Source organism: Streptomyces sp. NPDC006925, assembly GCF_042869575.1.
In the GTDB taxonomy this organism is placed as follows: Bacteria; Actinomycetota; Actinomycetes; order Streptomycetales; family Streptomycetaceae; genus Streptomyces.
This window is the reverse complement of sequence record NZ_JBIAGB010000013.1, coordinates 1-22,979: the sequence shown is the minus strand read 5'-3', so window position 1 is coordinate 22,979 and position 22,979 is coordinate 1. Positions and strand designations below refer to the sequence as shown.

Below are 22,979 nucleotides of genomic sequence, written 5' to 3'. Positions count from 1 at the left end.
CAGTCTATCGAGGGCACCGCCCCGATGTGGCCGATCGGTCCACACCGCCTGCGGGGCGGGCCTCCGCCCCTGATCGTGCCCTCGGGGCCGCGGAACGGAACACCCGGCGCGTGGGGCGGGACGGGTTCGGGTGGATTCCGGCGGATTCCGCTCCGGGCGGGCGCACCCGGCGCCCGCCCGTCGCGCTGCGCGTCCGCGCCCGGGGGTCCGTGCGGAACCCCGGACGCGGACGTGCCCGTCCCGGCCGCGGGTGCGCTCCGGTTCCGCGGAGGCGCGGGCGCGGCCGGGACGGCTGCTCACCGCCGGACGAGGGTCACTTCTCCTCGTCGACCCAGCTCATCAGGGAGCGCAGGTTCTTGCCCGTGGTGGCCAGCAGGCCTTCCTCGTCGGCCTTCTTGTACTCGTTGTACCGGGGCAGACCGGCGTTGTACTCGGCCATCCAGTTCTTCGCGAAGGAGCCGTCCTGGATGTCGCCGAGGATCTTCTTCATCTCGGCCCGCGTCTGGTCGTTGATCACCCGCGGACCCGAGACGTAGTCGCCCCACTCGGCGGTCTCGGAGACGGACCAGCGCATCTTCTCCAGGCCGCCCTCGTACATGAGGTCCACGATCAGCTTCAGCTCGTGGAGGCACTCGAAGTAGGCGATCTCCGGCTGGTAGCCGGCCTCGACCAGGGTGTCGAAGCCCGCCTTGACCAGCGCGGCCGTACCGCCGCAGAGCACGGCCTGCTCGCCGAAGAGGTCGGTCTCGGTCTCCTCGGTGAAGGTGGTCTTGATGACGCCCGCGCGGGTGCCGCCGATGGCCTTGGCGTAGGACAGCGTCAGCGCGAAGGCACCGCCGCTCGCGTCCTGCTCCACGGCCGCGATGCACGGCACGCCGCGGCCCTCCTCGTACTGGCGGCGGACCAGGTGGCCCGGGCCCTTCGGGGCGACCATGCAGACGTCCACCGAGGCCGGGGGCTTGATGAAGTCGTAGCGGATGTTCAGGCCGTGGCCGAAGAAGAGCGCGTCGCCGTCCTCGAGGTGGGGGGCGATGGACTCCTCGTAGACCTTGGCCTGGAGCGGGTCCGGGACCAGGACCATGACCACGTTCGCTTCCCGGACCGCCTCGTCCGGGGTGGTCACCCGCAGGCCCTGCTCCTCGGCCCTGGCACGCGACTTCGAGCCCTCGTGCAGGCCGACCCGGACGTCGACGCCCGAGTCGCGCAGGGACAGCGCGTGGGCGTGGCCCTGGCTGCCGTATCCGAGGACCGCGACCTTGCGGCCCTGGATGATGGACAGATCGGCGTCGTCGTCGTAGAACAGCTCGGCCACTTGGGGTTTCTCCTTGTGCTGATGATGGGTGCTGCCCAACCTATGACGGCCGGGCGGGCGGAGGGGTCGGGGGCGGGGTCAGGCCGTGCGCTCCAGCGCACGCAGGCTCCGGTCGGTGATGGAGCGGGCGCCGCGCCCTATGGCGATGGTGCCGGACTGCACCAGTTCCTTGATGCCGTACGGCTCCAGCATCCTCAGCATCGCCTCCAGCTTGTCGGCGCTGCCGGTGGCCTCGATGGTGACGGCTTCCGGGGAGACGTCGACGGTCTTGGCGCGGAACAGCTGGACGATCTCCACGATCTGGGAGCGGGTCTCGCCCTCCGCGCGGACCTTCACCAGGACGAGTTCGCGCTGGACCGCGGAGGCGGGTTCCAGCTCGACGATCTTGAGGACGTTGACCAGCTTGTTGAGCTGCTTGGTGACCTGCTCCAGCGGCAGGTCCTCGACGTTCACCACGATGGTGATGCGCGAGATGTCGGGGTGCTCGGTGACACCCACCGCGAGCGAGTCGATGTTGAAGCCGCGGCGGGAGAAGAGCGAGGCGATCCTGGCCAGGATGCCGGGGGTGTTCTCCACCAGCACGGAGAGCGTGTGCTTGGACATCGTTCGGTGCCTTCCGTTCTTTCCCGGTCAGTCGTCGCTGTCGCCGAAGTCGGGACGGACCCCGCGGGCCGCCATGACCTCGTCGTTGGAGGTGCCGGCCGCCACCATCGGCCAGACCATGGCGTCCTCGTGGACGATGAAGTCCACGACGACGGGCCGGTCGTTGATGGCGTTGGCCTTCTCGATGACCGCGTCGAGCTGGGCGGGGTCCTCGCAGCGGATGCCGACGCAGCCCATGGCCTCGGCGAGCTTGACGAAGTCGGGCACGCGGGTGCCCCGGCCGGGCTCGCCCTCTTCACCGCTGTGCAGGACGGTGTTGGAGTAGCGCTGGTTGTAGAAGAGGGTCTGCCACTGGCGGACCATGCCCAGCGCTCCGTTGTTGATGATCGCGACCTTGATCGGCGCACCGTTGAGGGCGGCGGTGACCAGCTCCTGGTTGGTCATCTGGAAGCAGCCGTCGCCGTCGATCGCCCACACCGCGCGGTCGGGCATCCCGACCTTGGCGCCCAGCGCCGCCGGGACCGCGTAGCCCATGGTGCCCAGTCCGCCCGAGTTGAGCCAGGTGGCGGGCTGGTCGTAGGTGACGAAGTGGGCCGCCCACATCTGGTGCTGGCCGACGCCCGCGGCGAAGATGGTGCCCTCGGGTGCCAGTTCCCCGATCCGCTGGATGACCTGCTGCGGAGCCAGCGAACCGTCCTCGGGCAGGTCGTAGCCCAGCGGGTAGGTCGTGCGCCAGCGGTCCAGCAGGGTCCACCACTCGGCATAGCGGTCACCGCGCCGGTCGGGGTGCTCGGCCGCCTCGGCCTGGAGGGCGACGACGAGGTCGGCCAGCACCTCGCGGGCGTCCCCGACGATCGGCACGTCCGCCGCCCGGTTCTTGCCGATCTCGGCGGGGTCGATGTCCGCGTGGACGATCTTGGCGTGCGGGGCGAAGGAGTCCAGCTTGCCGGTGACCCGGTCGTCGAAGCGGGCTCCGAGCGCGATGATCAGGTCGGCCTTCTGCAGTGCCGTGACCGCCGCGACGGTGCCGTGCATCCCCGGCATCCCCAGGTGCTGGGGGTGGCTGTCGGGGAAGGCGCCGATGCCCATCAGCGTGGTGGTCACCGGGGTGCCGGTGAGCTCGGCGAGCACCTTCAGCTCCGCCGTGGCGCCGGCCTTCAGGACGCCGCCGCCGACGTAGAGCACCGGGCGGCGGGCCTCGGCCAGCAGCTTGGCGGCCTCCCGGATCTGCTTGCCGTGCGGCTTGGTGACCGGCCGGTAGCCGGGCAGCTCGGTGGTGGGCGGCCACTGGAAGGCGGTCTCCCCCTGGAGCGCGTCCTTGGCGATGTCGACCAGCACCGGGCCCGGACGGCCGGTGGAGGCGATGTGGAACGCCTCGGCGATCGTCCTGGGGATGTCGTCGGGGTCCTTGACCAGGAAGTTGTGCTTGGTGACCGGCATCGAGATGCCGCAGATGTCGGCCTCCTGGAAGCCGTCCGTACCGATCAGGGAGGTGGCGACCTGCCCCGTGATGGCGACCAGCGGCACGGAGTCCATGTGGGCGTCGGCGAGCGGGGTGACCAGGTTGGTGGCTCCGGGCCCCGAGGTGGCCATGCAGACGCCGACCTTGCCGGTGGCCTGCGCGTAGCCGGTGGCCGCGTGCCCGGCCCCCTGCTCGTGCCGGACCAGGACGTGCTGGACCCGGGAGGAGTCCATCATCGGGTCGTAGGCGGGCAGGATGGCGCCGCCGGGGATGCCGAATACGGTGTCGGCGCCGACTTCCTCGAGAGCGCGGATGAGGGACTGGGCGCCCGTGATGCGGGGGGCTGCCTGGGCCGGCACGGAGTTGGACTGTCCGCTGTTGCGGGCCCGCGGCTGCGGTTTCGGGGCCCCGGTGGCCTGATCGGTCATCGGCTTATCTCTTCTCGGAGAGTGAGGGTTGACGCTCGTTTTGGGCGGTTTCTTCGGTTCACCGCTGGTTCGTGCTCAGGTGCTGGTGCAACAAAAAACCCCCCGTGCCGTGAGGCAAGCGAGGGGAGCGCGCCGCTGGTGGACGCGGGATCGGATGGGTCCCGCGGTCAGCCGACGCGCTGTCCAAGTACGAGAATTCGGGTGCGCATGGCACTGACCCTCTCCCCGTCAAGCCCCGAGTGTCAAGTGAGTGGGACGGCCGTCTCAGCATTTGGGCGAGGCGGGCGAGTGCGTCAACGGGTCCGACGCACCCTCCTGCCCCACCGGCAGTGCCCCCGCGCCGCGCGCCAGGGGCACCGTCGCCGACACCGTCACAGCCGCGCCCCGGCCCTCCGGGTGCTCCTCGCCGTACCCGGAGACCCCGCCGCTGCGGGTGGACTCGGGCACCGCGTAGACCCCGCGGGCCAGCGCGGTGCGCAGCCGGTGCTCGTCCAGCGGACCGGAGAAGACCGCCCCCTGGCCGTGGGTGCAGCCCATCTCGCGCAGCAACGTGGCCTGCTCCGGCAGATCGACCCCCTCCGCGACGGTGGTCAGCCCCAGGTCCCCGGCGATCCGCAGCAGCCCGGAGGTGATCTTGCGCTGCCGGGTGGACTCCAGGATCCCGTCCGTCAGCCCCCGGTCCAGCCGCAGGATGTCCACCGGCAGCCTGCGCAGCGCGGAGATCGCCGCATAACCGCTGCCGAAGCCGTCCAGCGAGATCAGCACCCCGAGCCGACGCAGCGCCGTCAGCCGCCGCTCCAGCTCGTCCAGCGGGATCCGCGGATCGCTGTCCGACAGCTCCAGGATCAGCGCACCCGGCGCACCCGGCACCCCCGCGTTGGCCGCGGGTGCGCCCAGGGCGGTACCGCCGGTGGGGCCCGGTGCTGCCGCGAGCCCGTGCCGGGCCAGCAGGGCGCCGATGCTGCGCGGCTCCATACCCGGCTCGGTCAGCCGCCGCGCGGGCAGCCGCACGGTCACCGGGGCGCCGTACCCGGCGCGCTGGCGGGCGGCGGCCTGCTGCACCGCCTCCTCCAGCAGCCATCGGCTCACCTCGGCGGCCCGCTCGCCACCGGCCCCGCGCGCCTCCCGGGCCGAGGCGCCCTCGGTACGCAGGAACTCCGCCGGGGTGAACAGGATCCCCTGGGCCGACCGCCAGCGGGCCTCGGCCGCGATGGCGGTGATCTTGCCACTGGCCAGCTCGACGATCGGCTGGTGCAGCAGCGCGAACTCGCCGTCGTGCAGCGCGCTGCGCAGCCGCGCCGCCAGCTCGGCCCGCTTGACCACCTCGGCCTGCATCTGCGGCGCGTACAGCTCCACCCGGCCCTTGCCCGCCTGCTTGGCGCGGTACATCGCCAGGTCCGCGTTCCGCATCAGGGAACCGGGCGTGATGCCGGGCTCGGCGAAGGCGATGCCGATGGAGGCGGCGACCCGCAGCTCCGTGCCCTCGACGCGGTACGGGTCGGAGAGCGTGACCCGCAGCCGGTCGGCGATGTCGTGGATGCGCAGCTCGCGCTCGGCGTCCGGCATCCGCCCCGGCTCGCCGTCGCCGCGGATGAGGACGGCGAACTCGTCGCCGCCCAGCCGGGCCGCGGTGTCGCCGGAGCGCACGGAGTCGTGCAGCCGCCGTGCCGCCTGCACCAGGAGTTCGTCGCCCGCCTGGTGGCCGACGGTGTCGTTGACCGCCTTGAAGCCGTCCAGGTCGATGAAGAGCACGGCGGTACCGCAGTCGCCCCCGCGGCGACCGCCGATGGCCTGCCGGACCCGCTCGGTGAACAGCGCCCGGTTGGGGAGGTCGGTGAGGGCGTCATGAGAGGCGTTGTGCTGCAACTGCGCCTGCAGCCGCACCCGCTCGGTGACGTCCCGGCTGTTGAAGATCAGCCCGCCCTGGTAGCGGTTGACCGTGGACTCGACATTGAGCCAGTGCCCGTCGCCGTGCCGGAACCGGCACTCGACGCGGGTGCTGGACTCCCGGTCGGCGGAGGTGGCCAGGAAGCGGCGCAGCTCGTGGTTCACCTGGCCCAGGTCCTCGGGGTGCACCAGGGAGGAGAGCTCGCAGCCCACCATGTCCTCGGCGCTGCGCCCGTAGACCCCGGCCGCGGCGGGGGAGACGTAGCGGAGCGCGCCCGCCGCCGCGGTGATCATGATGACGTCGCTGGAGCCCTGGACCAGGGAGCGGAAGTGGTTCTCCTTCTGCGCCAGTTCCTTCGTCAGCGTGATGTTGTCCAGCAGCATGATGCCCTGGCGCAGCACCAGCGCGAGGACGACCGTGCAGCCGGTGTAGAGGACGACGCGGTCGATGTCGCGGCCGTCCACCGAGTTGTAGAGGATGCCCAGGGTGCAGACGGCCGCCGCCAGGTAGGGGGTCAGCGCGCTGAGCGATCCCGAGATGGGGCGGCTGGGGTTGGTGGCCCGGGCCTCGGCCTGCCGGTCGGTGGCGGCCAGGGGCTGCTGCGCGGCGGCGTCGGACGCCGCAGCACCGCGGCTCCTGCGCGCCCGGCCGACCCAGGGTGCGTAGGCCAGCAGCAGCGAGCCCGCGAACCACCCGGCGTCCAGCAGTTGCCCCGAGGAGTAGTGCTCACGCAGCATCGGGGAGGTGAACAGCGCGTCGCACAGCACCGTGAGGGCGAGCGCACCGATGGCGGTGTTGATGGCGCTGCGGTGCGCCGAGGAGCGCCGGAAGTGCAGCGCCAGCACCATGCTGACCAGCACGATGTCGAGCAGCGGATAGGCCAGGTTGAGCGCTGCCCTGGCGACCGAGTCCCCCTCCCAGTAGGCCGTGTGGGCCAGGGCGAGCGACCAGGAGAGGGTCAGCAGCGAGCCGCCGATGAGCCAGGCGTCGAGGCTGAGGCAGACCCAGCCGGCGCGGGTCACCGGGCGCTTGGCGAGCACCAGCAGCCCGACGATGGCCGGCGGGGCGAACAGCAGGAAGCAGAAGTCGGCGAGCGAGGGGCGCGGCACCGCCTGGTGCAGCACCAGTTCGTACCAGCCCCACACCGCGTTGCCGAACCCCGCCATCAGCGAGGAGAGGCCGAAGAGCACCCAGGCCGGGCGGCTGGCCTCCAACCGGGCGCGGGCGGGGGCGGACAGATGGCCGGCCGCCTCCCGCCGCTGGATGCGCGCGTACCACAGGCACGAGCCACCGGCGAGCAGCGCGGCGACGCTGAGTCCGAAGTCGCCCATGAGGACGGCGACCGTCTCGGACCCCCAGCCGAAGGCCGCGCCCACGGCGTAGGCGGCGCAGACCACGATGAGGGCCAACTGCGGCAGCAGTGTGCTGCGTCCGCCGCTGTCGGAGCCTCCTCCGCGCGGCCGGGCGGTGGGCGGCAGCGTCGGTGTCGCCGCTCGGGTCCGTGGCACGGTCCGCGACGGGCGGGCCGCCGAGGTCGGCCGGGGGTGCCGCCGCTGCCGCGGGTGCGGTGGATACGCGGGGTGCGGCGCGGGCGGCGGTGCCTCGCTCCGGGCAGTGCCGGTGGGGCGGGCGGTCGGTGTGCCGGTCCAGCACGGGCCCCGCCTGGGGGCCGCTTCGTGGGTGGTCATCGCGCCACCCGTGGAGACGGGGGTCGCGTTGCCGCGCCCGTCCGGCCGTTCCGGGACACCTGCGCCGGAGCCCCGCAACGCGGGAAATCCGCTGGAGAGTTGGAATGTTCGCGGGCGCCGTCCCCGCGGCCCGCACGGCAGTTCGTCCGTTGATCGTACATTCGCCCGTCGCCCCCCTCGTGTCCGGGTTTCGCCCCCCGATCGGGACGATACACCAGGTTCGTCACTCAGGGACATAGTCCCAATACGGAACGTAACCATAAGAGGGAAGCTCGGTACAGGGTGCAGTCATACGGATCCGTAGCGTTGCCTCTCGCGGCCTCGGGGGGTTTACGGGCCCTACGCCACGGCCACCGTGTTCGCCAGCTCCTCACCGGCCGCCCAGCGCCTCAGTTGCGCGGCGAGGAGTCTCCTGGCGCGGGGATAGTAGGCGGAAGTCGGCCCTCCGAGATGCGGAGTGATCAGCACACCGGGCACCCGCCACAGCGGGTGGTCCTGCGGGAGGGGTTCCGGGTCGGTCACGTCCAGCGCCGCCCGCAGCCGCCCCGGAACGCCGTCCTCCGCACCCGGGGCCGAGGCCGGGGTGCCGGTCTCGGCGAGCAGCGCCGCGGTGTCGACCACGGCCCCGCGCGCGACGTTGACCAGCAGCGCCCCGTCCTTCATCCGGGCGAGGAAGTCCGCGTCCACCAGGCCGCGGGTCTGCTCGGTGAGCGGGGTCGCCAGTATCACGACATCCGCCTGCGGCAGTAGTTCGCCGATCTCGCGCAGCGGCCGTACCGGCCCCAGCGGCGCCTGCCGCGCGGAGCGGGCGACCCGGTGCACGGCGGCGACCTCGAAGGGCAGCAGCCGCCGTTCGACGGCCTCGCCCACCGCGCCGTATCCGACGATCAGCACGGTGCGGTCCGCGAGCGCCGGGTGGAAGGCGGACCGCCAGACGCCGCGGTCCTGCGCGCGGACGGATCCGGGCAGGTCGCGCAAGGATCCGAGGGTGAGTGCGAGGGCCAGCTCGGCGGTGCTCGCGTCGTGCACGCCGCGGGCGTTGCACACGCGTGTTCCGGTGGGGAGGCGCGGGATGGCGGGCGCGATGTGGTCGATTCCCGCGGTGAGGGTCTGGACGACCCGCACCCCCGTCATCCGCGCGAGCGGCCGTACGGCGACCTCGGCATGCACCGAATAGGGCACGACGTAGAAGGCGCAGTCGGCCGGGTCCGCCGGGAACTCCTGCTCCCCGGCCCAGTACCGGTACGTCAGGTTGTCCGGGAGGCCCTCGACGCTCTCCGGCGGGAGCGCGAGCCAGATCTCCTTCGCATCGACCATGGGGAGAGACTAGTCGCACCGCGCCGGCGGATCCGGGGCACCTCCCGTCCGGAGTTCGCGGAACGCCGGGGAACGCCGGCAAGCGGCGAGAGACGCCGGGGTGCTGGACGGACTCGGCGGACTCGGCGGACTCGGCGGAACGGACGGAGCTCGGGGGAAGCTGTGGTGGGAGCGAACGTGTGTGGCGCCGGAGGCAACCGTTACGTTGGGGGCCGTCCGGGAGGGAGCGGGTACCAGGTGGAGCGCAGGACAATCGGCGCGGCGGCGCTCGGCGTGGGCGCCGTCGGCCTCGGCTGCATGCCGATGAGCTGGGCCTATTCCACTTCCGAGCAGCGCGGCGACAGCTCGCTGCGGGCGGTTCACACCGCACTGGACGCGGGGACGTCGCTGCTGGACACGGCCGACATGTACGGCCCCTTCACCAACGAGCTGCTGATCGGGCGCGCGCTCAAGGAGCGGCGCGCGGAGGCGTTCGTCTCCACCAAGTGCGGACTGCTCGTGGGTGAGCAGCACATCGTCGCCAACGGCCGCCCCGGTTACGTGCGGCGCGCCTGCGATGCCTCGCTGCGCAGGCTGCAGACCGACGTGATCGACCTCTACCAGCTGCACCGGGCCGATCCCGAGGTACCGATCGAGGAGACCTGGGGTGCGATGGCCGAGCTGGTGACGGCAGGCAAGGTACGCGCGCTGGGCTTCTGCGCCGTGGGCGCCCGCGCGGATCGACGCGCGCACGCGGGTATCCACGACGGGACCATACGGCAGCTCGAACGCGTCCAGCAGGTGTTCCCGGTGAGCGGGGTGCAGGCCGAACTGTCGGTCTGGTCCCGCGAGGCGCTGGAGACCCTGCTGCCCTGGTGCGAGGCGCGCGGTGTCGGGTTCCTCGCCGCCATGCCGCTGGGCAACGGCTACCTGAGCGGCGCGCTCACCACCGGGGGCGGCTTCGAGCCGGACGACGTGCGCGCCCGGCACCCCCGCTTCACCGCCGAGATGATGGCCGCCAACCAGCCCATCGTGGCCGGACTGCGCCGGGTGGCCCGGCGTCACGGCAACGCCACCCCGGCGCAGGTCGGCCTCGCCTGGGTGCTCGCGCAGGGCCGGCACGTGATCCCCGTGCCGGGCACCAAGAAGGCGCACTGGGCCGCCGAGAACGCACGCGCCGCCGGACTGGCGCTGACCGCCGAGGACCTGGCCGAGGTCGACGGGCTCCCCGCCGCGCAGGGCTCCTGGGACTGACCCGTCGGGCCGCTCCGGCGCCGGGCGGAGAATCCGGCGGGACGACCCGCGCCCCGGCGGCGCGGCCGGGAGAGGATGTGGTCCCCTGAGGAGTCCGCTAGTCGAGGACTGACCGAGGGCCGGCCGAGGACTCTCCCCGAGGACACCGGTCGAGGACACCGGTCGAGGACGAGGAGCCGAAACGTGAGACGTACGGCAGGTTTGCGCATCGTTGCGGTCTGCGCGCTGGCGCTGAGCGCGGGATGTTCCGGCGGGGGCGGTGGCGGGGACGAGCCCTCGGACGGGCGGAGCGGTTCGGCCGCGGCACCGTCGCCGAGCGCCGCCCCCGCCAAGGGTTCGGTGAAGGTGGTCGAAACGCTCACGACGGGGCTCGATTCGCCCTGGGGACTGGCACCGCTGTCCGGGGGGGATCTGCTGGTCTCCTCGCGGGACACCGGCAAGATCCTGCGCATCGACGGCGACAGCGGCAAGAAGACCGAGGTGGGCACCGTTCCCGGGGTGGAGCCGGGCGGCGAGGGCGGGCTGCTGGGACTGGCCGTCCCGCCGGACGGGGCGGAAGCCGGGAAGATGGTCTACGCCTACTTCACCTCCGCGTCCGACAACCGCATCGTGCGGATGCTCTACGACCCCGCGAAGGAGCCGGGGGACCAGCTCGGAGCACCGGACACCATCCTCAAGGGCATCCCCAAGGGGCAGATCCACAACGGCGGGCGGATCGCGTTCGGCCCGGACAAGATGCTCTACGCCGGAACCGGCGAGTCCGGCGACGGCGGACTCGCCCAGGACGAGAAGTCGCTGGGCGGCAAGATCCTGCGGATGACGCCCGAGGGCGAACCCGCGGGGCACGGCAGCCCCGACCCGGACTCGGTCGTCTACTCCCGGGGGCACCGCAATGTGCAAGGCCTGGACTGGGACCGCGGCAAGCGGCTGTGGGCCTCCGAGTTCGGGCAGGACACCTGGGACGAACTCAATCTGATCGAGCCGGGCGGGAACTACGGCTGGCCGGACGCCGAGGGCAGGAGCGACGACAAGAGGTTCGAGAACCCCGTCGAGCAGTGGCGCACGGACGAGGCGTCCCCCAGCGGACTGGCCGTCGCCGCGGGGTCGGTGTGGATGGCGGGGCTGCGCGGGGAGCGGCTGTGGCGGATCCCGCTCAAGGGCGGGGAACCCGCCGCCGCCCCCCAGGCGTTCCTGAAGGGGAAGTACGGACGGCTCCGGACGGTGGTCGCGGACCGCAGCAGCGGTGGCGGCGACGGACTCTGGCTGGTCACGAGCGAGACGGACGGACGCGGCTCGCCGGAGAAGGGGGACGACCGCATCCTGCGACTCGAGGTGCATTGAGGATGGTCAGATGTTCAACCTGATGCAGGAGCTGTTCACACCGGGCAGCAAGCACACGGACGACGAGCAGCGGCGGCTGGAGCACACCCGGGTTCAGGAGGGCGTCGGCGACCCCGGCAAGGGGCCGATCGACCTGTCCTCCGGCCGGGCGCTCATCCGTCCACCCGAGCAACGGATCGAGCGGCGGCCGGAGCCCTCGGGGACACTGCGGCGCCCGGAGCAGCCGCCGTCCGCGGAGCGTCCGCCGTGGCGTCCCCGTCCGGAGCCGCCGCGGAGCTGAGCCCCTTCGGGCTCACCAGCCGCAGCCGGAACGCCATGGCCGCCGCCTCGCCGCGGGTGGCCACGCCCAGCTTGGCGAGGATGTTGGAGACGTGCACGCTCGCCGTCTTCGGGGCGATGTAGAGGCGTTCGGCTATCTGCCGGTTGCTGCGGCCCTCGGCGACGAGTTCCAGCACGCCGCGCTCGCGCCGGGTGAGCCCGAACGCCTCCGCCGGGTCGGCGGGCGCGGATGCCGGCCGGTCGGCCGCCGGGCGGCCGGAGTCCGCGCCGCCGCCGAGCACGATCCGGGCGCGGGCCGCGAGCTGTTCGGCCTCGGCCCGCAGCGGCGCCGCGCCCAGTCGTACCGCGGCGGAATGCACCTGCCCCAGCAGCTCCCGCGGGGCCGGGCAGTCGCCACGCCGCGCGTCCGCGTCCTCCAGCAGCGCCTCGGCCCAGCGCAGCCGGGCACGGGCCAGCGGCCCGGGGCGGTCCACCGGCTCCCATGCCAGCACCGCCGCCTCCCAGGCCCGCGGATCGCCGTCCCCCGCCGCCCGCTTCAGCTCGGCCTCCAGCAGCAGCGCGTACGCCTCCCACACCGGTGCGGGCCGGGGCAGCCTGCGGGCCGCGCGGTGCAGTTCGGCCAGCACCTCGCCCCGCCCCCGCTCGGCGTCCGGCAGGCCGCGCAGCTCCGCCTCGTACGACGCGGCCGCGTACAGCAGCGCCCACGCGTACGGGTGAGTGCCCGGCGGAAAGCCCTCCTGGAGGGCGGTCGCCAGCTCACGGCGGGCCGCGGCGACCTCGCCCCGCTCGGCGGCCAGCGCCATCGTGAAGAGCCGGAGCGCCACCATCCGCTGCGGCTCGCCCGCCGGGGACGACCCCATGGTGGCCGCGGCCTCCTCGACGGCCGACTCCAGCCCGGGGAGGTCTCCCCGGTCGCGCGCCAGCCGGGCGCGGAGCAGCGCCACCCAGGCGCGTACGTCGGCCACGCGGGCCGCCGCCGCGGCCCGTTCGAGCAGATCCTCCGCCCGCTGCCAGTCCCCGGTCGAGAGCAGCGCCTCGGCCTGTCCGGCGAGGGCTCCCGCGTAGGAGTTGGGGCGCCCGCGGTCCCGGGCGACGCGGGCGGCTCCGGCGGCCTCCTCGGCGGCCTCCGCCGAGCGCCCCACCGCCTCCAGTTCCACGGCGATGTTGATGGCGGCGCAGGTCATCACGCTGGTGACGCCGGCCTCGTCCGCCTCGTCCCGCGCCCGGGCCAGTTCGGCGAGCCCCTCCTCCAGGTCGCCCGACTCGGCGAGCAGGGTGCCGAGGGTGACCCTGGCGTCCAGCTCGATGGTGGTGGCGCCCACCACCCGGGCCAGTTCGACCGCGCGCACGGCGGTCGCCAGCGCCTCCCGCCCGGGACGGTGGATCATGCCCCAGCTCGCGGCGCTGGAGAGCACCTCCGCGTGGACCGCCGACGGCGGCAGCCCGCGGACCAGTTCCTGGGCCTTGGCGATCTGCGCCCAGCCGTCGCCCTTGCCCATGTCCTCCAGCAGCAGCCCGCTCTTGAGCTGGAACCAGGCGGCCGTCAGCGGGTCCTTCGCCTCGTCCAGCCGGGCCAGCGCTCGGCGGGCGAGGACCTTGGCCCGCGCCACGTCACCGCTGACCCGGGCGGCGACGAGCGCTTCGGCCAGCACTTCGAGGAAGCCGGGCGGCCGGAAGGCGGGAACCCGGTGGCTGTCGGGGTCCTCCGGGGCGTCCGCGCTCGGGAAGGTGCGCGGGATCCGCAGCGCGGGCAGGGCGGTCCGGTCCTCCTCGGGCACCTCGTCCCACAGCTCGATGACCCGCTCCAGCAGGCTGTGCTCCTCGGCGTACGCGTGCCGGTCCCGGGCCTCGCAGGCGGCGGACAGCGCCGCGGGCAGCGCCTTGGCCGCGTCCCGGCCGCGGTGCCAGTAGTGCGCCAGGCGCGCCAGCCGCTCCTCGGCCCGGACCAGGGACGGCTCGCCCTCCAGCGTCTCGGCGTAGCGGCGGCTGATCCGGGCCAGTTCGCCGGGGAGCAGGTCCTCCCGCACCGCCTCGCGCAGCAGGGCGTGCCGGAACAGGTAGCCGGAGCCGTCGGCGGTGGGGCGCAGCACGTTGGCGCCGACCGCCGAGCGCAGCGCCTCCAGCAGCGTGTCCTCGCCGAGCCCGGCGACCGCGGCCAGCAGGGCGTGCTCCACGGCCGAGCCGCCGCCCGCCGCCAGCCGCACCACACGCTGGGCGGGTTCGGGCAGTGCCTCGACGCGGACGAGTAGCAGGTCGCGCAGCGAGTTGCTGATGGCGCAGGCGGCCTCGGTGGCCGTCAGCTCCTCGACGAAGAAGGGAATGCCCTCGGAGCGGCAGAAGATCTCCTCGGCCAGCTCCCCGGCGGGCTCGGTGCCCTTGATGCCGGCGATCTGGTCGCGCACCTCGCTGCGGGTCAGCCGGGGCAGCTCCAGGTGCAGCACGGTCCGCAGCCGGTCCTGCTCGGCGAGGAAGGGGCGCAGCGGGTGGCGGCGGTGGATGTCGTCCGTCCGGTAGGTGGCCAGCAGCACGAGCCGGCAGGTGCGTACGGAGCGGAAGAGGTAGCCGAGCAGTTCCCGGGTGGAGCGGTCGGCCCACTGAAGGTCTTCGAGGGCGACGACGAGGGTACGGTCGGCGGCCAGTCGTTCCAGCAGCTGGGCCGTGGCCTCGAAGAGCCTGGCGCGTCCGCCGTCGGCGCCGTCGTCGTACTCCTCGCGCTGCGACGTAGCCGGTCCTGGCACCGCCAGGTCCGGCAGCAGCCGGGCCAGTTCGGTCTCGCGGCCCTCGACGGCGGCGGCCAGCGCGGTGGGCGGCACGGCGCTGCGCAGTCCGCGCAGCGCCGTGGTGAAGGGCGCGAAGGGGAGGCCGTCCGCGCCCAGTTCCAGGCAGCCGCCGAGGGTGGTGGCCCCGTCGGCAGCGCGGACCCGGGTGAGGAATTCCTCCAGCAGCCGGGTCTTGCCCACGCCCGCCTCACCGCCGAGGAGGAGTGCTTGGGGAGCGCCCGTACCGGCGCGGGTGAGGGCAGTGGTGAGTGCGGTCAGTTCGGCGGTACGGCCGACGAATACGGGACTGACACCGGTTTGCAGGGGCACGTCACTCAGCATCGCATCCGGCACCGTCATAAGGCATCTGCCTTATGCGCGGCCTCACCGCTAGCGAACGCCCAGGGCACGGCCGCACGGTGGCCGGCCGCCGGTCCGCCGCACGCGGCACCCCTGCCGCGGGCGGCGTGCGACACGCTCACGCGGCCGGGACCCACACCCGCTCGCCCTCGCCCCGGTCCCGGCTCCTGCGGCCGAGCCGGGAACGCGCACCCGCGCGGCCCCGCTCCCGGCGTGCCGCCTTGGCCGCGCGGACCAGGCGCTCGTGCTCGGCCTCGCGGCGCAGGTCGTCCATCCGGCTCTGGTGGTGGATGTAGTTGAGGTCGTACAGCATCTCGATGGCCCCCTCGGGGAGTGGTTGCGAACTGTGCTTCCACAGTCCTCTCTGAGGGGGTTCCGGCACATCGGGCAACTGCCCGGTTCTGACCCTCCGGGGGCCTTAGGACCCCGGAGCGGGTCGCCCGTGGGGCCTTAGACGGAGGCACCGCGCACTGGGTCCGCGGTCCGGAACGGGGCGGGAACGGGGTCCGGGCCCCGGCCGGGAGCGAGGGAGACCACGGGGACACCGAGTGCTCACCGGCCCGGGCCGCAGGACCCAGGGCTCACTGGCCGGGCGCAGCGGGGACCTCGGGCTGCGCGGCGAACAGGTCGAAGTACATGCCTCCGGCGACGAGGAGCCCGACCAGGCCGAGCAGCACCCCGCCCAGCGCTACGGCCTTGACCCAGCCGCGCGCCCGGCTCCGGCCGGTGAGTGCCGCCAGCAGCAGGGCGCCGACCGCGACGGCCAGCACGGCGAAGATCCCGTTGACCACGGCCGCCGCGTGCCAGGGCGCTCCGTAGAGGGCGTTGACCTGGTCGGACGCGGAGCCGCCGGACCCCTGGGCGCTGCTCTCGATCTGGCCGATGAGGCTCTTGCGCTCGCGCAGCATGTCGCTGAACGAGGTGCCGGTCAGCGAGGCGAGGCCGAGCCCGGCGCTGAGAACGGCCACCGCACCGCCTGCCCAGTCCTGGCGTCGGCCGGACGCGGAGTCCGCGGCCTGCGGGTCGCCGCCGTCGTCCCCGTTGCCGCCGTCCTCCCCGTTGCCGCCGTCGTCGCCACCTCCGAGGTCGTCACGGTCGGTGTCGCTGTCGGGAGCGTCCGCGGTGGCGTCGGGTTCCTTCCCGTCCCCGGCCCCGGCGGCGGTCGGGAGGGCCGCGTCCTCCTGCGCCTCCTGCTGGGACTTCTTGCCGTCGCGCTGCGGGCCGCGCCCGCCCTTCTCCTCGGCCGCCGGACTGCGCTGTTCCGCCGCTGCGGCCTCGTCGGCCGGTTCCTCGTCCGGGGACCTATCGGTCGTGTTCTGCGTGGTCCTGGTGCTTTCGGTAGCCATGGGCGGCCACGGTAGGGGCGGTTTCTGAGAGACCGATGAGAGAGCTGGAACGCTGCCCGACCACCGGTACGGGAGTGGTCACGGGCGCCTCCTCCTCGCAACTCGGGTCCGGCTCGATGTCCGGCTCGATGCTCAGCCGCGGCAGCCGCCGGTCCAGCCACTTGGGCAGCCACCAGTTGGCGCCCCCGAGCATGTGCATCAGCGCCGGTACCAGCAGTGTGCGCAGGACGAACGCGTCCAGGGCCACCGCCGCGGCCAGCGCGATGCCGAACATGGCGATGAGCCGGTCGCCGCTGAGCACGAACCCGCCGAAGACGGAGATCATGATCACAGCCGCGGAGTTGATCACCTTGCTGGTCTCCGAGAGGCCGACCCGCACCGCCCGCCGGTTGTCGCCGGTCAGCCGCCATTCCTCGTACATCCGGCTGACGAGGAAGACCTGGTAGTCCATGGACAACCCGAACAGCACCGAGATCATGATGACCGGGAGGAAGGGCTCGATGGGGCCCGCGCTGCCCAGCCCGAGCAGTTCGCTGCCCCAGCCCCACTGGAAGACGGCGACCACCACGCCGAAGGCTCCGGCGACCGCCGCGATGTTCATCACCGCCGCCTTGACCGGGATGCCGATGCTCCGGAAGGCCACCAGCAGCAGCAGCGAGCCGAGGCCGATGACCACGCCGCCGAACAGCGGGAGCTTGCCGACGATGATGTCCGCGAAGTCGTCGTGGCCCGCGGTGGACCCGCCGACCAGGACCTCCATCGTCGACCCCTCCTCGGCCTTCGGCAGGACGTCCCCGCGCAGCCGGTCCACCAGGTCGGAGGTGGACCGGGACTGCGGGGAGCTGTCGGGCACCACCGTGATCACTCCGGTGTCGCCGCTGCCGTTGAACTCGGGCCCGCTGACCTGGGCGACACCGGGGGTGTGCTGGATGTCGCCGCGCAGGTGGTCGAAGGCCAGTTTGTCGCCGGCCCCGTCCAGCTCGCCGACCAGCGTCAGCGGACCGTTGGTGCCCGGCCCGAATCCGTCCGCGAGCATGTCGTAGGCCTTGCGCGTGGTGCTGGCCGCCGGATCGTTGCCCTGGTCCGAGGTGCCCAGGTGCAGTCCGAGTGCGGGCAGCGCCAGCACGGCCATCAGCAGCGCCGCGACCCCGCCCAGCAGCTTGGGTCGTCGTTCGACGAAGGCGGACCAGCGCATGGCGAAGCCCGTCGGGCGGTCGGGACGGGGACCGCGCTCGATGAGCTGACGGCGCTCCCGGCGGCTGAGGGCGCGCATGCCGATGAAGCCGAGCAGGGCGGGCAGCAGGGTGACGGAGGCGGCCACGCTCAGCAGCACGGTCAGGCAGGCGGCGATCGCCACTCCGTTGAGGAAGCCGAGCCGCAGGATGAACATGCCCAGCAACGCGATGCAGACCGTGGCCCCCGCGAAGACCACCGCACGTCCCGAGACCGTCACCGCGCGGCGTGCGGCCTCGACCACCGGCAGTCCGGCACGCAGCCCGCGCCGGTGCCGCGTGACGATGAACAGTGCGTAGTCGATGCCGACGCCCAGTCCGATGAGCATGCCCAGCATGGGCGCGAAATCGGCGACGGTCATCAGCCGGCTGAGCAGCCCGGTAGCGGCCGTCGCGGTGCCCACGGCGACGACCGCGGTGATCAGCGGGAGCGCCGTGGCGGCGAGCGAGCCGAAGGCGAGGAAGAGGACGACGGCCGCCGCCGCCAGTCCGATGCCCTCGGCGAGGTGGGCCGTGGGGGCCTCGGCGACCGCCACGCCCGAGCCGCCCGCCTCGACCTGCAGGCCGTCCCCGGATGCCTCCTGGACGGTGTCCAGGACGCGCTGCACGGTCTGCCCGCCCAGCTCGTCGGTGGGCCCCTCGAAGGTGAGAGCGGCATAGGCGGTGTGGCCGTCGGGGCTGATCGCGCCACCGCCCCCGGCGCCGTAGGGCGACTCCACGGACTCGACACCGGGCAGGCCCTCGACCTCGTGCAGCGCCTCGGTCATCCGATCCTGGACGGCCGTGGCGCGCACCGTGCCCTGCTCCGAGTGCCACACGATCGTGTCACCGGCTCCGCCCCGGTCGGGGAACGCGCTCTCCATCCGCTCCGCCGCCCGGCCGGACTCGGTGCCCTGGGCACCGTAGTCGTCGGAGTAGGCGCTGCCGAGAAGCGAGGAGGCCGTCACGGCACCGGCCAGCGCGGCGAGCCAGAGCAGCAGGACGAGGAGGCGGCGCCTCAGGCACCAGCGGGCAAGAGCGGTCACGGGCGGTCGCCTGCTCCCGGGTGTCGTACGGGCGGGGAACGGAGCGCGTCGACTCCTGTCCGCCGCATCGGGCCTCCCGGCCGTCGGCCGGGAGCGGCGGTCCGAGGCGGCAGAACACCTCACCTCAAGGACCGTGCTCTGCAGCGTGCCATCCCGGAGAGATCGATTGCGGTGTTTGTGGCGATACCCACAGCGGCCCGGCTCCCTGTCTCAGCACGTAGCCGCGTCCTCACCGCTCGGTCGGCGCCTCCTCCGCTCCTCCGCGGCGCTCCGGAGCCGAGGGGCGGCGCCCGGACCGGAACAGCTCCGGAACACGGTCCCGGGAAGGCGCCGGGTCGCCGCGCGGGATCCGCCGGGCCGCCGAACACCTCGTTCACAGCCGGCCCGACGGTCCGGGCCGTGCCGGAGCTCGCCGTGCCGGACGCGTCCGCCCGCGCCCGGTACTGCGAGGCCCGGCGCGAGGCCCGGCGCGGGGGACGGCGCGAGGCCCGGCGCGGGGGGACGGCGCGAGGCCCGGCGCGGGGGGACGGCGCGGCGGGGGCGTGCGGCGCGGCACCGGGAATCGCGAGCCCGGCACGAATCCACGCAAGCCCGGCGTGCGCCGCGCGCCGAGAACGCCGGGGGAACTCGACCGGTACCGCCGTCGTCGGTACCCATTAGCCTGTGGGAGCCGTCCGGCGATCCCCTCGTGGAGGTCGGGCGGTCCGCAGGAGGCCGGAAGGCCCGGCGCACGCACCACACGGGATGGGGGACGGTCGTTACGTATGTCCAGGGAATTCCAACGCGGCCACAAGGCCAGGATCAGTGACCTGACGGCCGGTACGGATCTGTACGTGGGAGTGCAGATCGCCGGAGCCGGTCTCTCCTTCGACATCAGCTGCTTCGGGCTGGACGGGCAGGAGCAGCTCTCGGACGACCGCTACTTCGTCTTCTTCAACCAGCCCGCCTCACCCGAGGAGTCCCTGCAGCTGCTGGGTGCGCAGGCCGGGGACACCGAGTCCTTCCGGGTGACGCTGGAGCGGGTTCCCGCGCAGGTGCAGCGGCTGTCGTTCACGGCGTCCCTCGACGGGGCCGGGCAGATGTCCGGGATCGGCCCCGGCTACATCCGCCTGGTGGCGGGCGGCGAGGAGGTGGCCCGCTACCCCTTCGACGGCTCGGAGTTCAGCACCGAGCGCGCCGTGATGCTGGGCGACATCTACCGGAAGGACGACGTCTGGCGGTTCGCCGCGATCGGCCAGGGGTTCGACGGCGGGCTCGACGCACTGCTCCAGCACTTCGGCGGCGAGGTGCTGGAGGAGCAGGAGGAGGAGGAGAGCGCTCCCGGGGCCGGCGCGGTGCCGGGCTTCGCGCCGCCGGACGGAGGCGCTCCGCCGCCGCAGCCCGCTCCGGGGTTCGCCCCTCCGGCGGGCCCCGCGTCCGCACCCGCACCCGCACCGGCACCGGCACCGGCACCGGCGTCCACGTCGGCGCAGGCTCCGCAGCCCCAAGCGGTCCCGCAGCAGCCGCAGCTGCCGCAGCAGCAGGCACCGCAGCAGCCGCAACCTCCTCAGCCACCCCAGCAACCCCAGTCACCCCCGCCGTCCGCTCCGGACATCCACGGCGCCCCGACCGTGGTGGGTCCGCTCCAGCAGCAGCACGGCGGTCCGCCGCCGCCACCCCCGCAGCCGGGGCCGCCCGGCGGAGCGCAGTTCGCCCCCGGTGGAATGCCCCAGGCACCTCAGGCCCCACAGACACCTCAAGCACCTCAGCCCTACCAGCAGCACCAGCCGCCGCCCCCGCAGCAGCCGGGGCCGCCCGGCGGACAGCAGCTCTCCAACCCGTTCGCACAGCAGCAACCCGGCGGCTACGGCGCCCCTCAGGTGCCGCAGGGCCCGGCCGCGGGCATCGGTGCGGTGCTGCAGAAGTTCCACGAGGCGCCCAACGGCCAGCGCTGGACCCTGCAGAACCCCTCCCTCGTCCGCGCGGACATCGGCGTCGACGGCCGGCCCGTGCTCGCCAAACAGGGCAGCATGGTGCTCTACCAGGGGAAGGTCGACTTCTCCTACAAGGGCGCCGGCTTCACCGGGCGCGTGGTGGGCAACGCGACCGGCCAGGAGATGCAGCTGATGCGCTGCACCGGTCGCGGGCAGGTCTTCTTCGCCGAGGACGCGGCACACGTCCACCCCGTCGAGCTGCAGGGCGACGGACTGTGCGTCTCGGCCGAGAACGTGCTCGCCTTCGACGAGTCGCTGCACCACGAGGTGCGCCGGATCGAGGGCCACGGCATCCCCGGGGGCGCGCTGTTCACGATGCAGTTCAGCGGAACCGGCACCGTGGTCGTCAAGACCCGGGGGACCCCCGTCGTCCTCCCCGTCACCCCCACCACCTTCGCCGACGCGCAGGCGGTCGTGGCGTGGTCGGCGGCGGCACAGGTCATCGTCACCAGCCAGGTGCGGCTGCACCGCAACGCCTATCCGGGGCACAGCGGGGAGACCGTGAACCTCCAGTTCCGCGGGGCACCCGGCAACTTCATCGTCGTCCAGCCGTACGAGGTCTAGGGGAGCCCGTCATGAACCAGCCGGCACCGCTCGCGGGCTTCGCGCCCGCTCCCGTGGCAGCACGCATGGAGAACCACGGCTCGCACATGGTCAAGGTGGCCATGCAGTCGGGCCAGGACCTGTTCGCGCGGCCGGGCTCGATGGTCGCCTACGAGGGCTTCGTGCAGTACGAGGCCAATCCGCCCGCCGTCCGCCAGATGGCCTCCCAGTGGCTGACCGGCGAGCAGAACCCACTCATGCTCTGCCGGGGCGACGGCCTGCTCTACCTGGCCGACTACGGCGCCGACGTGGTCTGCGTCAACCTCGCCGAGGAGGCGCTGTCGATCAACGGCACCAACCTGCTCGCCTTCGACGCGCACCTCCAGTGGGGCGTCGAGCGGGTCAAGGGGCTCGCCAAGTTCGCCGGTCAGGGACTGTTCAACGTCTCCGTCCGCGGCACCGGCTGGGCGGCCCTGACCTCGCGCGGCACCCCCGTGGTCGTGGACTGCGGGCGCGGCGAGGACGAGACCTACGTCGACCCGGACGCACTGGTGGCCTGGTCCAGCGGGCTGAAGATGAAGAGCAAGCGCAGCATGAAGGCCGGAGCGCTCATCGGCCGGGGCAGCGGCGAGGCGTACCAGATCGCCTTCTCCGGACAGGGCTTCGTGGTGGTCCAGCCGAGCGAGGACAGCACCGACCGCATCCGGGTCCGGGGCTGAGGGGGAAGGAGAACAGCCGTGCAGAGTTCGCTCTTCGGATACGCCGAGGTCGCCACCGAGGACCGCTACGCGGTGCAGAACCCGCAGTTGCTGCGGGTGCAACTGGGGGGCCATGACGACGTGCTGGCCCGCAAGGGCGCCATGGTCGCCTACCAGGGGCTGCTGGAGTTCGACGCCGAGTACCAGGCGCGCGGCGGGCACCGCGGCTCCTTCCGCGAGCAGGTGCCGCTGATGCGCTGCTCCGGCCAGGGGACGGTCTTCCTGGCCAACCTGGCGCAGTACGTCCATGTGGTGGACATCGACCGGGACGGGCTGACCGTGGACGCGGCCTACGTCCTGGCCATGGACTCCACGCTGCACCACGAGGTGATCTCGGTGGACAGCCAGTTCGGTATCTCCGGCACCGGGGCCTACAACCTCAACATCACCGGGCAGGGCAAGGTGGCGCTGATGACCTCAGGACAGCCGCTGCTGCTGAACGTCACCCCGGACACCTACGTCAACGCCGACTCGGACGCGGTCGTCGCCTGGTCCAGCGGGCTGCGGGTGCAGATGCAGGCCCAGACCTCCTCGCAGGGCGTCTGGCGCCGCCGCGGCAGCACCGGTGAGGGCTGGGAGCTCTCCTTCATGGGCCAGGGCTACGCCCTCGTGCAGCCCAGCGAGCTGCTTCCGCCGCAGCACGCGCAACTCGGCGGCGGGCTGCGCGCCCAGTACGGCATGGGCGCCCAGGGGGCCCGCGGCCACAACCAGGGCAACATCTTCACCAACTGAGGGTGTTGGACGGGCCCTTCTACGCCGAAAGCGCGCCCGGCGGCGTCGGCCGCCCTCGTGTGCACCCGCACGCCGGGGCGGCCGACCTTCACAAGAAGCGCTGCTGCTCCATCGCCGCACGCAGGTCGCAGACCCAGCGGCGGTACGCGGAGACCTTGGTCAGGCTCTCCAGGGCCACAGTCTGTCCCAGCCGGTCGAAGTCCCGTTCAGCGTCGCGGCGACGGCCGAGCGCGTCGTTCAGAACGGCTTTGGGATCGGCGACTTTCTCCACGTCGTGCGGTACTTGCCAGGCCGTGTCGCGCGTGGGCGCGGCTTCGCGTAGGGCCTCCGGGTCGGTCAGCATCCATGCCTCGGTCTCCCTCACGGGTACCAGCGGGACGATTCGAGACGCGTCACCGGCAAGCTCTTCCCGCACTGCTTCCACCTTGCCCCGCTCGTTGTGGTCGTGGTGGAGCATGACAAGGTCGAAATAACGGAGCAGGTCGCTCACTTCCCGTACAACCGAATCGCGAGGAGCCACAGTGAAGCGTTCCCCGGTGACCACCCCCGAGTAGTCGAACCCGACCGCTGCCTCGCAGCCCAGCACGGCGACCTGTCGGTCGATGAGCCTCCGGCTTTCACGAGGCGTGGTGTCCGATGGGTGATCACATAAGCAGAAAGTGCCTCTGACCAGCGAGAATGTGGATTGTCGAGATCCCTG

Annotated in this window: 15 protein-coding genes and 1 pseudogene; 6 read left to right on the top strand and 10 right to left on the bottom strand. The window is 72.9% G+C overall.

The annotated features are described in order from the left end of the window. Positions 1-313: 313 nt before the first annotated feature. The 5 genes from ilvC to ACFYNS_RS18750 form a co-directional block, all read right to left on the bottom strand. A complete protein-coding gene (gene ilvC, locus ACFYNS_RS18770; RefSeq protein WP_360299757.1) occupies positions 314-1,312 on the bottom strand; it encodes a ketol-acid reductoisomerase in 999 nt (332 codons plus the stop codon). Positions 1,313-1,390: 78 nt separating this feature from the next. Beyond that, on the bottom strand, positions 1,391-1,915 hold the full coding sequence (gene ilvN, locus ACFYNS_RS18765) for an acetolactate synthase small subunit (RefSeq protein ID WP_019355759.1): 525 nt from the start codon (positions 1,913-1,915) through the stop codon (positions 1,391-1,393). Positions 1,916-1,942: 27 nt separating this feature from the next. Then, the gene (locus tag ACFYNS_RS18760; RefSeq protein ID WP_360299754.1) at positions 1,943-3,805 is read right to left on the bottom strand and encodes an acetolactate synthase large subunit; all 1,863 of its coding nucleotides are present in this window, start codon (positions 3,803-3,805) and stop codon (positions 1,943-1,945) included. A gap of 264 nt (positions 3,806-4,069) precedes the next feature. Further along, positions 4,070-7,459: a putative bifunctional diguanylate cyclase/phosphodiesterase gene (locus tag ACFYNS_RS18755; RefSeq protein WP_388603939.1), complete on the bottom strand. Its 3,390-nt coding sequence runs from the start codon at positions 7,457-7,459 to the stop codon at positions 4,070-4,072. A gap of 261 nt (positions 7,460-7,720) precedes the next feature. Next, entirely contained in the window at positions 7,721-8,698 is a 978-nt protein-coding gene (locus ACFYNS_RS18750) for a 2-hydroxyacid dehydrogenase (RefSeq protein ID WP_360295464.1), read from the bottom strand. A gap of 237 nt (positions 8,699-8,935) precedes the next feature. Here ACFYNS_RS18750 and ACFYNS_RS18745 point away from each other — a divergent pair, with 237 nt between their 5' ends. The 3 genes and pseudogenes from ACFYNS_RS18745 to ACFYNS_RS18735 form a co-directional block, all read left to right on the top strand. Continuing rightward, the gene (locus ACFYNS_RS18745) at positions 8,936-9,931 is read left to right on the top strand and encodes an aldo/keto reductase (RefSeq protein ID WP_360295461.1); all 996 of its coding nucleotides are present in this window, start codon (positions 8,936-8,938) and stop codon (positions 9,929-9,931) included. A gap of 183 nt (positions 9,932-10,114) precedes the next feature. After that, positions 10,115-11,272, top strand: coding sequence for a PQQ-dependent sugar dehydrogenase (locus tag ACFYNS_RS18740; protein WP_388603936.1), 1,158 nt, complete (start codon positions 10,115-10,117; stop codon positions 11,270-11,272). A gap of 10 nt (positions 11,273-11,282) precedes the next feature. Next, positions 11,283-11,369: pseudogene (locus ACFYNS_RS18735) on the top strand (DUF6191 domain-containing protein); the annotation flags it as partial. 55 nt (positions 11,370-11,424) lie between these two features. On the opposite strand, the gene ACFYNS_RS18730 reads toward ACFYNS_RS18735, so the two are convergent. The 4 genes from ACFYNS_RS18730 to ACFYNS_RS18715 form a co-directional block, all read right to left on the bottom strand. After that, positions 11,425-14,670 (bottom strand): AAA family ATPase, encoded by a 3,246-nt coding sequence (locus ACFYNS_RS18730; RefSeq protein WP_360295458.1) that lies wholly within the window; start codon positions 14,668-14,670, stop codon positions 11,425-11,427. A 118-nt stretch (positions 14,671-14,788) separates the two neighbouring features. Next, the gene (locus ACFYNS_RS18725; RefSeq protein WP_360295456.1) at positions 14,789-14,983 is read right to left on the bottom strand and encodes a hypothetical protein; all 195 of its coding nucleotides are present in this window, start codon (positions 14,981-14,983) and stop codon (positions 14,789-14,791) included. 268 nt (positions 14,984-15,251) lie between these two features. Further along, complete coding sequence (locus tag ACFYNS_RS18720) at positions 15,252-16,016, bottom strand: hypothetical protein (protein WP_388603933.1); 765 nt, start codon at positions 16,014-16,016, stop codon at positions 15,252-15,254. Next, complete coding sequence (locus ACFYNS_RS18715) at positions 15,973-18,273, bottom strand: MMPL family transporter (protein WP_388603930.1); 2,301 nt, start codon at positions 18,271-18,273, stop codon at positions 15,973-15,975. Before ACFYNS_RS18715 ends, ACFYNS_RS18720 begins: the two co-directional genes overlap by 44 nt. 764 nt (positions 18,274-19,037) lie before the next feature. Between ACFYNS_RS18715 and ACFYNS_RS18710 the strand changes: the two genes are divergently transcribed. From ACFYNS_RS18710 to ACFYNS_RS18700, 3 genes are read left to right on the top strand one after another with little or no spacing between them, the layout of a single operon-like run. Beyond that, positions 19,038-20,810: a TerD family protein gene (locus ACFYNS_RS18710; protein WP_388603928.1), complete on the top strand. Its 1,773-nt coding sequence runs from the start codon at positions 19,038-19,040 to the stop codon at positions 20,808-20,810. Between the two features lie 11 nt (positions 20,811-20,821). Further along, positions 20,822-21,508, top strand: coding sequence for an AIM24 family protein (locus ACFYNS_RS18705; RefSeq protein ID WP_360295444.1), 687 nt, complete (start codon positions 20,822-20,824; stop codon positions 21,506-21,508). A gap of 18 nt (positions 21,509-21,526) precedes the next feature. Beyond that, the gene (locus ACFYNS_RS18700) at positions 21,527-22,279 is read left to right on the top strand and encodes an AIM24 family protein (RefSeq protein WP_360295441.1); all 753 of its coding nucleotides are present in this window, start codon (positions 21,527-21,529) and stop codon (positions 22,277-22,279) included. A gap of 88 nt (positions 22,280-22,367) precedes the next feature. Here ACFYNS_RS18700 and ACFYNS_RS18695 read toward each other — a convergent pair. Further along, positions 22,368-22,979 (bottom strand): hypothetical protein (locus ACFYNS_RS18695; protein WP_388603926.1); only part of this gene is annotated, 612 nt, incomplete at its 5' end.

What these genes read in the sequence shown, in the direction of transcription:
- ilvN (WP_019355759.1), bottom strand. Translation starts at nt 1,915, where the DNA reads ATGTCCAAGCACACGCTCTCCGTGCTGGTGGAGAACACCCCCGGCATC.
- ACFYNS_RS18760 (WP_360299754.1), bottom strand. Translation starts at nt 3,805, where the DNA reads ATGACCGATCAGGCCACCGGGGCCCCGAAACCGCAGCCGCGGGCCCGC.
- ACFYNS_RS18750 (WP_360295464.1), bottom strand. Translation starts at nt 8,698, where the DNA reads ATGGTCGATGCGAAGGAGATCTGGCTCGCGCTCCCGCCGGAGAGCGTC.
- ACFYNS_RS18730 (WP_360295458.1), bottom strand. Translation starts at nt 14,670, where the DNA reads ATGACGGTGCCGGATGCGATGCTGAGTGACGTGCCCCTGCAAACCGGT.
- ACFYNS_RS18725 (WP_360295456.1), bottom strand. Translation starts at nt 14,983, where the DNA reads ATGCTGTACGACCTCAACTACATCCACCACCAGAGCCGGATGGACGAC.
- ACFYNS_RS18720 (WP_388603933.1), bottom strand. Translation starts at nt 16,016, where the DNA reads ATGGCTACCGAAAGCACCAGGACCACGCAGAACACGACCGATAGGTCC.
- ACFYNS_RS18710 (WP_388603928.1), top strand. Translation starts at nt 19,038, where the DNA reads ATGTCCAGGGAATTCCAACGCGGCCACAAGGCCAGGATCAGTGACCTG.
- ACFYNS_RS18705 (WP_360295444.1), top strand. Translation starts at nt 20,822, where the DNA reads ATGAACCAGCCGGCACCGCTCGCGGGCTTCGCGCCCGCTCCCGTGGCA.